Genomic DNA, 9,542 nt, shown 5'->3' with positions numbered 1-9,542 from the left:
CCCCGGGGCTGTGGCTCCCGGGGTCCGGTCCGTTCCGGCTCGGCCGGCCTGTTCGGTCCGCTCTTCCCGCTTTTCGGAAGGGCTCCCGCTCAGACGGCCTGGCCGGGCACCTTGAGGTGCTGGGACAGCCACTCCAGTGAGGAGGGCAGCAGGGCGCTCCAGGTCTCGAAGTTGTGGCCGCCGTTCTCCAGCATGCTGTACGAGACCTTCATCGGGCTCTGCACCGCGTTGACGAAGGACTCGGTCTCCTGGCGGTAGTTGCCGTCGCCCTTCTTGGTACCGGCCAGCAGCACGGACACCTTCGGCTGCGGCAGGTTCTGCAGCCGCCACATCAGGTTGGCCTCGTCGCGGCGCTGCTTGCTGCCACCGAACAGGTCCCCCGTGGTCGGGTCGTCGGCGGCGTCGTAGTAGGCGGAGAGGGCGACGGCGGTCGGGAAGACGTCCGGGTGGCGCATGGCCAGCTTGAGCGCGCAGTAGCCGCCGGTCGAGTTGCCCATGAAGGCCCAGGCCTGCGGGTCGGCGGAGACCCTGAAGCTGGCCTCGATGGCCGAGGGCACGTCCTTGGTGAAGTAGGTGTCGGACTGCGGGCCGTTGGGGACGTCCTCGCACTCGGTGTCCTGCGGCAGCGCGGGCGAGGGCCGCATCAGGACCATGACGGTCGGCTGCATCCGCCCCTCCTGGAGGAGCTTGAGCGCCGCCCCCGGGTAGTTGAAGCGGGTGATCAGGTTCTCGGCGATTCCTGGGAATCCGGTGCTGACGATCACGGCCGGGAACTGCTTCTGCGCGTACTCCGGCTGGAAGTACTGCGGGGGCAGGTAGACGTAGCCCTCGGTGGACAGGCGGCTGACCGCGCCGTCGATCCGGACCTTGCGGATCTCACCGGACTGGCTGGGCTCCCGCCCCATCGCGCCGCCGCCCTTGACCGCAGCCTGGCCTATCGTCTCCACCATCAGGCGGCCGGAGGCGTCCGCCTTGTTGTGGATCACCACCGGACCGGTGTCGCCGATGCCCAGCAGGTCGTCCCAACTGCTGTAGAACGCGAAGTAGTTGTTCGCGACCAGGCCGAGCGCGGCGAGCACCGTGAGCTGGGTCGCGAGCAGCGCGCCGATCCGGCCGAGCACCGCCTGCCAGGTCTTCCTCGCGAGTCTGGGCCACAGCCAGACCGTGCCGCCCATCATCACGACCGCGATCAGTACGGTCAGCGCCAGCACTTTGTGGCTCGTCAGACCCATGTCCCGCTTGCTCCCACACCTCGAACTCCAGCCCCTCCGCTGGGGACATCCGGGGCGGTCACCCCGGTTCCCCCGCCGGGGCGCGAGGACCAACCCTAGCGCCAGCTGGGAGGAAGCTGATCGCGGCTGGGAGGTGACGGGGAGTGGGGCGGGTGGGTGGCAACGTTCAGATAACAGATTTCGAAAGTTGTCATCTGAAGTCTGAAACCTGAAACCTGTCGGCTGCCGGCTGCCGGCTGCCGGCTGCCGGCTGCCCAGGATTGTCGGCGACTCAGGATTCTCGGCGGCTCAGCCCACCCGCTCCCAGAGCCGCAGCCCCGCCGTGAGCTCGCGCATGCAGCGTGCGCCGAGGTCCTGCGGGGAGCCCGGGCCGGTGAGGGCGGCGCCGGAGGAGGCCCACTGCTCCAGGGCCACCCGGATCGCCGTGCTCGCGGCGGCGGCCGCGAGCCTGATCTCCACCGGATCGGTGCCGTCCGGGCAGCGCTCGGCGAGGGCGGCGCGCAGGCGCTCCTCCGAGTCGGCGTGGACGCGCTGCCAGGTGGGGCCCAGCTTCGGGTCTCGCAGCAGGCCGCGGGCCCATCGCATCATCTCGACCCGCGCCTCGTCGGCCGGAGTCAGCGAGGCGACCGCCGCGTGCTCCAGCGCGTCCCGCAGCGGGAGGTCCGGCGGACTCGCCGCGAACAGTTCCACCCACTCCCGCCCACCCGCCGCGAGCAGCGGGGCGACGGCGTCCTCCTTGACGGAGAAGTACCGGTAGAAGGTGCGCAGCGAGATGCCCGCGGCGAGCGCGATCTCCTCCGCGGTGGTCGCCTCCGTGCCGCGCTCGGCGAAGAGCGCGGCGGCGGCACGGGCGATGTCCAGTCGCGTGGCCTCGCGGCGGCGCTGGGTCAGGGTCGGGCGTCCGGTCACGGGCCCAGCCTACGCGGACGGACGCCATGTCGGCACATTGCGACAACGTGGCATGAAAAGACTTTTTGGCACGACGTGCCACTCGGGCGTACTGTGTCTTTCGAGGTCGAGAGACCACGAACGAACGGAGTACCACCATGGAGCGCTTCAGCGGACGGAACGTCCTGATCACCGGCGGCGGCTCGGGCATCGGCCAGGCCACCGTGCACCGGATCCTCGCCGAGGGCGGAAAGGTCGTCGCCGTCGACGTCAACGAGGACGGCCTGAAGAAGACCCTGGACCGCGCCACCGCCGAGGGCACCGCGGACCGCCTGACCATCCAGGTCCTGGACATCTCGGACGAGGCGGCCGTCGTCGCGGGCGTCGCCGAGGCGATCGCCGGTCTGGGCGGCCTGGACGTACTGGTCAACGCGGCCGGCATCCTCCGCTCCTCGCACACCCACGAGACCACCCTGGAGTTCTGGAACAAGCTCCTCGCGGTGAACCTGACCGGCACCTTCCTGATGACCCGCGAGGCGCTCCCCGCGCTGCTCGCCGGCGGCACGGGTGTGGTGGTCAACTTCAGCTCCACGTCCGCGAGTTTCGCCCACCCCTACATGGCCGCGTACGCCGCGACCAAGGGCGGCATCCAGTCCTTCACCCACGCCATCGCCTCGGAGTACTCGAAGCAGGGCCTGCGCGCGGTGTGCGTCGCGCCGGGCAGCATCGACAGCGGCATGACCCACGATCCGGGCCTGCCCGCCGACGCCGACTTCAGCCTGCTGGCCAAGCTCTCCCCCGCTCTGGGCCAGGGTTTCGCGGGCCCGGAGACGGTGGCCGGCGTGATCGCCATGCTCGCGTCCGACGACGGCGCCTTCGTCACCGGCACCGAGCTCCGCATAGACGGCGGCACCCACATGTGACCCGCCGGTCCGGTCGACGGCGGGGCCTGTGCCATCCCCCGTACGGCACAGGCCCCGCCGTCGCGCGTCAACGGCACGGTGGGGTTCCGGGCACCGCCGCGGGCCAGGGCATCGGGGACCGCGGCGGTCATCGCAGGGGCTTCACCAGGAAGAGTTCGCGAGTGACGCCGTCGGCGAGCAACGCGCCGGGCTCCGCGAGCGGGACGAAGCCGTGGCGGCGGTAGAGCGCGAGCGCCGCCTCGTTGCCGGGGAGCACGGCGAGGCGCAGCGTGGTACCGCCGACTGCCCGGCCCCAGCGTTCGACCTCCTCGATGAGACGGTCGGCGACACCTCGACCGCGCACCTGCGGGGTGACCCAGAGCGACCGCAACTCCCTTACGCCGTCCGGCGATCCGGGCAGGCAGCCGACGAGGCCGACCGGGCTGCCGCCCAGGAAGGCGGCGACGTGGTGGGCGTCCGGACGAAGCAGCCGGGCCCGCCAGCGGTCCTCGCCGCCGTGGTTCCAGTCGGCGAGCCCTGTCTTGAAGGCGTCCGGCGCCTCGGACAGGGCGGCGAGGCGGAGATCCCGCCAGAGCGGCCAGTCGGCGGCCGTGAGGGTTCGGAGCGTCAGTGCGGCCGTGTCCGGCACCGTAACGGGCGCGACCGGCGGCCGTCAGTCCGTTTCCCCGCGCGGCGGGGTCGTCCGGTCCCGGAAGTGCCTCAGGGCGTGCGCCAGTCGGCGGCGAAGGCGGTGGCCGGGTTGGTGGTGAAGAGCAGCTCGGGCAGTTCGGGGCCGTGGCTGCGGGCGAGGCGCGGGGCGAGGTCGGTGAGCAGGCGGACCGGGCCGCCGCCCTCGCGGGCGGTTCGGGTGGTGGTGTCGGCGCCGAGGAGCAGCCGGGTGGCATGGCCTGCCTCGACCAGGTCGGCGATGACCTCGAAGGCCTGGTGGTCGGTGGGGTGCCCGGCTCGGGAGGGGCTGTCCAGGGCGACGTGGACGCCCTCGGCCGCGAGGGCCCGGTGGGACGCGGGGTCGGACAGCCGGGTGAGGTGCCCGAGGATGATCCGGTCGGGCCGGACGCCGTGCCGGCCGTGGAGCCGGCGCAGGACGGCGTGCGGATCGCCTGCGGCTTCGAGGTGGACGGCGATCGGCGCGCCGGTGGCGTGGTGCGCCTCCGCGGCCGCCGCCAGCACCCGGCGGGTGTGCCGGCTCTCGGGCCCGGCGTCGGCCGCGACCTTGATCAAACCGGCCCGGACGCCCTCGGGCGCGCCCGGCAGGCCGACGGTGAGTTCGGTGACGAAGCGTTCGGCGAGGTCGGCGTACGGGTTCGGGCGCTCCGTCGGGTCCGGGTGCCCGGTCGGGACGGGGTGCCCGGTCGGGGCGGTGGCGGGCTCGGGGAAGCGGCCCGGTGGGTAGTGGGCCGCCTGGTGCGCGCCGGTCGCGGCGACGATGTGGACACCGGTCGCCCGGGAGAGCCCGGCGAGGGAGTCCGCGCCCCGGCCCAGGCCGAACGGGGTCCACTGGACGAGGGTTCGGCCACCGGCGGCGGCATAGGCCCGCAGGACGTCCTCGGCGGCCCGCGGGTCGTCCAGCTCCTGGCCGGGGAGCAGCGGGCTGCGGATGAACAGGTGGTCGTGGGAGTCGGTGACGCCGAGGTCGGCGGGGTCGAGGTCGCCGAGGACGGTACGGACCGTGCGACTCATTCCCCGGCCTCGGCGGTGCCGGCGGTCTCGGCCGTGCCGGTGCTGTCGGCGGTGCCGGTGGTCTCGGCCGCGCCGGCGGTGCTGTTGGCGGTGCCGGTGCTGTTGACGGTGTCGGCGGGAGCGCCCGGCTCGGTGAAGGTGGCGGTGGCGACGCGCAGACCGGCCAGGGCCTTGGGGACGCCGACGTACGGGGCGAGGTGGACGATCACCTCGACGATCTCCGACTCCGTCATGCCGATCCGCCGGCTGTACCGGACGTGGTCGGCGAGCTGGGGCTCGACGCCGCCGAGGGCGGTGAGGGCCGCCAGGTTGGCGATCTGGCGGTCGCGCAGGGCGAGGCCGGGGCGCTGGTAGCTGCCGCCGAACAGACTGGTGACGATCCAGTCGGGGAAGCCGGGAGCGAGGGCGTCGAGCCCGCCGAGGGAGGCGGCGGCGTCCGGCCCGGCGAGGTCGGTGAGCAGGGCGTAGCCTGCCGCGCGGTCGAAGGGGGCCCGGGTGAGGTCGGTGCGATCGGGGGCGGGAACCGGCGGAGCGGAAGTCATCGGGGCGGTCGGGCCTCTCACCAGTGGCGGCCGGCCGGCAGCCGGTCGAGTTCGGGACGGGACAGGTGCAGCACCCGGTACCGAACTCCGGGCGCCTCCTCCGGGGCCGGGCCGTGCCAGAGGGCGAAGCGGACCAGTTCCCAGCGGCTCGGGTCCACGGCCACGGCGGCGGTGTGCAGGGCGGGGTGCGCGGGAAGTCCGGCCAGTGCCCGCTCGACGGCCTCGGCCGGGTCGGCGGATTCCGACAGCCGTACGGTCTCGCGGGTGGCGGTGGTCGGGGGCGCGGCCGGCTCCCCCGTCGCCGGCTCCGCGCCCGCCGCCTTGGTGCCTGCCACCCCCGTGCCGTGGGCCAGGCCCGCGCCGAGCCAGTGACGGACGGCGGGGCGGCCGAAGTCGGCGCTCAGGGCGCGGAAGCCCGGACCCCAGAGGAAGCCGTTCATGCCTTCCGCGGTGTGCCAGAGGTAGAACGGCGCGTACTGGTTGACGGACGACCCGTCCAGGCCGCGCTCGCGGACCAGGTAGGCCTTGAGGCCGAGGCCCGGGTACGCGTCGAGCAGGTGGCCCTTGTCGGCGACGCGCTTGCGGATGATGCCCATGTCGTAGTCGGCGGGGAGGGTGATCTCGTACTGCATGGCGTGCACGGTGAGGCTCCTCGGGTTCGACGGGGCGGGACGCGGGTCAGGACGTGCGACGCCGGTCAGGACGCGCGGCGCGGGTCAGGACGTGCGGCGCGAGTCAGGACGTGCGGTGTGCCGCGAGCAGGCCGAGGGCGCCACGGACCGCCTGGTCGAACGGCTCGGCGCTGTCGGCGGCGCGGGCCAGCACGTACCCGCCCTGGACGACCGCCACCACGGCGGCGGCGGTGTCGGCGGGGTCGAGGCCCGGGGCGAACTCGCCGTCCCCCTGACCCTCGGTGATCAGTTCGGCGATCCGGCCGCGCAGCCAGTCGAAGGTCTCCTCGACCGGCGCGCGCAGGTGCGGGTCGGCGACCACGTCCGGGTCCTGGGCCATCCGGCCGATCCGGCAGCCGCGCAGCACGTCCCGGTCGCGCCGGAGGTAGGCGGCGATCCGGTCGTGGGCGGTGCCGGGGGCGGCGAGGTCGGCCTCGGCCACGCCCCTCATCTGCTCGGCGCTGCGGCGCAGGGCGGTGGCGGCGAGGTCCGGCTTACCGGTGAAGTGGTGGTACATGCTGCCCTGGCCCACCCCGGAGCGCTGCTGGATGGCCTTGGGGCTGGTGCCGACGTAGCCGCGCTCCCAGAGGAGGGCCTGGGTGCTCTCGATGAGGCGGTCCTGGGTGCTCATGCGGATCACTGTACATACCAGTAGGTACAGTGAGCCAGTTCGGCTTCCGCGCCGGCCTCCGCGGCCTCCTCCCCGCCGACCGGAACGGCCGAGGACCGTGCGCCGCCCCCCGGCGGCCACGGCCCCTCGACCGTTCGTCATCCCCCGCACCGCCGAACGGCATTCCGGCGCACCCGGTGGCGCGCGTCACGTCACGGACGGTGGCGGGCGTCACGCCGCGTAGGGGTGCACGGCGCACTGCGCGGGCGGGCGGCGGCTTCGGGCGACCGCGCGACGCCCCGGGCGACCGCCGGCGGCCACGGGCCGCTACGGCAGCGCGCGACGGATCTCCGGGGCGACCTCGTCGGCGAACAGCTCCAGCTGCTCGCGCTGCGCCCCCTCCGTGAGCCCGTCCACCCCGATGCCGACCACCTCGTTGCCGAAGGCCTCGTGGTAGCGATGGATCTTCTCGATCACCTGCTGCGGGCTCCCGACCAACGCCGAGCCGTGCTCCAGCGCGTCCTCCAACGACGCGAACGGCGAGTTGTTGTGCCGGCCGGCGGCCGAGTCGAACAGGGCGTTCCAGTACGGGCGGAAGCCCTCGACGGCGTCCTGCGAGCGCTTGGCGACGTACAGTCCGCCGAAACCCGCGCCCACCTTGGCCAGCTTCGGGTCGTGCCCGTAGTGCTCCCAGCGCTCGCGGTAGTGCTCGACCAGCGCCCGGTACTTCTCCAGCGGATGGAAAGCGTTGGCGGAGAAGAGCGGGTCGCCGTGGCGGGCGGCGAGGTCGGTGGACCACGTACTGGTCGCGCTGCCGTGCCACACCGGGACCGGGTCCTGGAGCGGGCGTGGCGAGACGGTGGCGTCCCGGAGCGGCGGGCGGGTCGAGCCCTCCCAGGTGACCTTCTCCTCACGCCAAAGCCTGCGCAGCAGACCGTAGTTCTCGGCGAGCGCCTCCCACTGACGCTCCTCCGGGAGGCCGAACAGTCCGAAGTGGCGCGGGTCGTTTCCCTTGCCGACGATCAATTCAAGGCGACCTCCGGAGAGTTGGTCCAGCATCGCGTAGTCCTCGGCGACCCTGACCGGGTCGAGGATGCTGAGCACCGTCACGGTGGTGAACAGCCGGATGCTGGAGGTGCGGGCGGCGATGGCGCTCAACAGCACGGGCGGCGCCGGAGAGAGGAAGGGCTCGCCGTGCCGCTCCCCCACGCCGTAGCCGTCGTAACCGAGCCGCTCGGCGAGGACGGCCTGTTCGATGACGCTGTGGAGCTTCTGCTGCGGGGTGCGCCGAACGCCGGTGACCGGATCGGGCGCGTTGGCGACGAGGGACGAGACGGTGAACCGCACGACGGTCTCCTTGGGGGCTCTGACGGGGCTCGGACGGGGCTCGGACGGGGCTCGGGTCGGACGCTGGCGGAGCTGACGGGCCTGGCGGGGCCCCTGGCCGGGCTGGAGGGCTCGGGAAGAGTCCGGAGAGCCGTGCGCGGGGCGCAGGAAGCCGGGACGGTGATCCGGCGCTGCGGCCTCGCGGACGGCACCGGGGGAATCGCTGACGGTCGGCCGGCGTCCCGGTCGAACGGGCCGGTCCGGCGGTGAGCCGATCCGACGGTGGAGCGGGCGAGCGGCGGACCGGTCGGGCATCCGGCCGATCAGGCGGGCGGCAGGTGGCGCGGCGGCGTCAGCGTTCGGTGCTGCGGTGGCGGCGACAACAACAGCGGGCCACGTCGGCGGCCACGGTCCGGACTGCCATCTCGCCTCCCCCTTCGCCCCGCACGCACACGATCCTCCGCAGCATAGGCACCGGCCGGAAGCGGGGCAAGGGTGGATCCGCGGAGCCCGGCTGGCAGGATGTCCGGCATGACCTACCTCGCCGCGGGTGACCGCTACGACTCGATGACCTACCGGAAGGCCGGCCGCAGCGGAGTCCGACTGCCCGCCGTCTCGCTCGGGCTCTGGCACAACTTCGGCGACGCCCAGCCGCTGGAGGTGCAGCGGGCGGTGCTGCGCCGGGCCTTCGACCGCGGCGTCACCCACTTCGACCTGGCGAACAACTACGGCCCGCCCTACGGCAGCGCCGAGCGCAACTTCGGCTACCTGTTCGCCCAGGACTTCCGGCCGTACCGGGACGAGCTCTTCATCGCCACCAAGGCCGGCTGGGACATGTGGCCCGGCCCGTACGGCGACGGCAGCAGCCGCAAGTACCTGCTGGCCAGCCTCGACCAGTCGCTGGAGCGGACGGGGCTGGACTACGTCGATGTCTTCTACTCGCACCGGTACGACCCGGAGACCCCGATCGAGGAGACGATGGGGGCCCTGGACCACGCGGTTCGCTCGGGCAAGGCGCTGTACGCCTCGATCTCCAACTACCCGGCGGAGCAGCACCGGGAGGCGGTCGCCATCCTGCGCCAACTGGGGACGCCGGTGCTGATGAACCAGTCGGCGTACTCGATCCTCAACCGGTACGTGGAGGACGCCGGTGTGCTGGACGCGGTGGGCGACACCGACACCAGCCTGATCTCCTACTCGCCGCTGGCGCAGGGACTGTTGACCGACCGCTACCTGTCCGGTGAGGTGCCGGCGGGCTCGCGGATGTCGGCCGGGACGTCCCTCACCGAGGAGGCGCTGACCGATGCGAAGCTGGAGCAGCTGCGGGCGCTGAACAAGGTCGCCGAAGGACGCGGGCAGACGCTGGCGCAGCTGGCGCTGTGCTGGGTGCTGCGGGACCCGCGGGTGGTCTCGGTGATCATCGGCGCGAGCAGTGTGGCGCAGCTGGACCAGAACCTCGACGCGCTGGCCGGCGGGCCGCTGACGGCGGAGGAGCTGGCGGAGATCGACCGGTCGAGCCGCTGAGGGAGCGATGGCCGGCGGATGACGGTCGGCGGACGACGGTCGACGAACGGCGGTCGCCGGATGACGGCTGGTCATTGGCAGCCGGAGGGCGGAACCGGCAGGTGACAGATGACAGCTGACAGATTTCGAAATCTGTCAGCTGTCAT

At 73.0% G+C, this 9,542-nt stretch carries 10 protein-coding genes; 2 read left to right on the top strand and 8 right to left on the bottom strand.

The features are described 5' to 3' along the window. Positions 1 to 89: 89 nt before the first annotated feature. Together ACFRMQ_RS04130 and ACFRMQ_RS04125 are read right to left on the bottom strand one after the other, a co-directional pair. Positions 90 to 1,232, bottom strand: a complete 1,143-nt coding sequence (locus ACFRMQ_RS04130) for an alpha/beta hydrolase (protein WP_380726675.1) — start codon at positions 1,230 to 1,232, stop codon at positions 90 to 92. A gap of 288 nt (positions 1,233 to 1,520) precedes the next feature. Further along, on the bottom strand, positions 1,521 to 2,141 hold the full coding sequence (locus ACFRMQ_RS04125) for a TetR family transcriptional regulator (protein ID WP_380726673.1): 621 nt from the start codon (positions 2,139 to 2,141) through the stop codon (positions 1,521 to 1,523). A 137-nt stretch (positions 2,142 to 2,278) separates the two neighbouring features. Here ACFRMQ_RS04125 and ACFRMQ_RS04120 point away from each other — a divergent pair, with 137 nt between their 5' ends. Next, positions 2,279 to 3,043 (top strand): SDR family NAD(P)-dependent oxidoreductase, encoded by a 765-nt coding sequence (locus ACFRMQ_RS04120; RefSeq protein ID WP_380726671.1) that lies wholly within the window; start codon positions 2,279 to 2,281, stop codon positions 3,041 to 3,043. A 127-nt stretch (positions 3,044 to 3,170) separates the two neighbouring features. Here ACFRMQ_RS04120 and ACFRMQ_RS04115 read toward each other — a convergent pair whose 3' ends face one another. The 6 genes from ACFRMQ_RS04115 to ACFRMQ_RS04090 form a co-directional block, all read right to left on the bottom strand. Beyond that, positions 3,171 to 3,671 (bottom strand): GNAT family N-acetyltransferase, encoded by a 501-nt coding sequence (locus ACFRMQ_RS04115; protein WP_380726669.1) that lies wholly within the window; start codon positions 3,669 to 3,671, stop codon positions 3,171 to 3,173. 71 nt (positions 3,672 to 3,742) lie between these two features. Continuing rightward, positions 3,743 to 4,723 (bottom strand): phosphotriesterase, encoded by a 981-nt coding sequence (locus ACFRMQ_RS04110; protein ID WP_380726667.1) that lies wholly within the window; start codon positions 4,721 to 4,723, stop codon positions 3,743 to 3,745. After that, complete coding sequence (locus tag ACFRMQ_RS04105; protein WP_380726665.1) at positions 4,720 to 5,265, bottom strand: carboxymuconolactone decarboxylase family protein; 546 nt, start codon at positions 5,263 to 5,265, stop codon at positions 4,720 to 4,722. Before ACFRMQ_RS04105 ends, ACFRMQ_RS04110 begins: the two co-directional genes overlap by 4 nt. Positions 5,266 to 5,282: 17 nt before the next feature. Then, a complete protein-coding gene (locus tag ACFRMQ_RS04100) occupies positions 5,283 to 5,906 on the bottom strand; it encodes a DUF4865 family protein (protein WP_380726663.1) in 624 nt (207 codons plus the stop codon). A 94-nt stretch (positions 5,907 to 6,000) separates the two neighbouring features. Further along, positions 6,001 to 6,567 (bottom strand): TetR/AcrR family transcriptional regulator, encoded by a 567-nt coding sequence (locus ACFRMQ_RS04095; RefSeq protein WP_380726661.1) that lies wholly within the window; start codon positions 6,565 to 6,567, stop codon positions 6,001 to 6,003. A 306-nt stretch (positions 6,568 to 6,873) separates the two neighbouring features. Then, entirely contained in the window at positions 6,874 to 7,893 is a 1,020-nt protein-coding gene (locus ACFRMQ_RS04090; RefSeq protein ID WP_380726659.1) for an LLM class flavin-dependent oxidoreductase, read from the bottom strand. Between the two features lie 510 nt (positions 7,894 to 8,403). Between ACFRMQ_RS04090 and ACFRMQ_RS04085 the strand changes: the two genes are divergently transcribed. Beyond that, positions 8,404 to 9,396: an aldo/keto reductase gene (locus ACFRMQ_RS04085; protein ID WP_380726657.1), complete on the top strand. Its 993-nt coding sequence runs from the start codon at positions 8,404 to 8,406 to the stop codon at positions 9,394 to 9,396. Positions 9,397 to 9,542: the final 146 nt, after the last annotated feature.

It is taken from the genome of Kitasatospora sp. NPDC056783, assembly GCF_042789895.1.
Lineage (GTDB): Bacteria > Actinomycetota > Actinomycetes > Streptomycetales > Streptomycetaceae > Kitasatospora.
The sequence above is the reverse complement of the archived record's forward strand: the minus strand, read 5'-3'. Positions and strand labels throughout refer to the sequence as shown.

Excerpts from the sequence above, each read along its gene's own strand:
- ACFRMQ_RS04130 (WP_380726675.1), bottom strand. The coding sequence starts at position 1,232 with ATGGGTCTGACGAGCCACAAAGTGCTGGCGCTGACCGTACTGATCGCG.
- ACFRMQ_RS04085 (WP_380726657.1), top strand. The coding sequence starts at position 8,404 with ATGACCTACCTCGCCGCGGGTGACCGCTACGACTCGATGACCTACCGG.
- ACFRMQ_RS04120 (WP_380726671.1), top strand. The coding sequence starts at position 2,279 with ATGGAGCGCTTCAGCGGACGGAACGTCCTGATCACCGGCGGCGGCTCG.
- ACFRMQ_RS04105 (WP_380726665.1), bottom strand. The coding sequence starts at position 5,265 with ATGACTTCCGCTCCGCCGGTTCCCGCCCCCGATCGCACCGACCTCACC.
- ACFRMQ_RS04110 (WP_380726667.1), bottom strand. The coding sequence starts at position 4,723 with ATGAGTCGCACGGTCCGTACCGTCCTCGGCGACCTCGACCCCGCCGAC.
- ACFRMQ_RS04095 (WP_380726661.1), bottom strand. The coding sequence starts at position 6,567 with ATGAGCACCCAGGACCGCCTCATCGAGAGCACCCAGGCCCTCCTCTGG.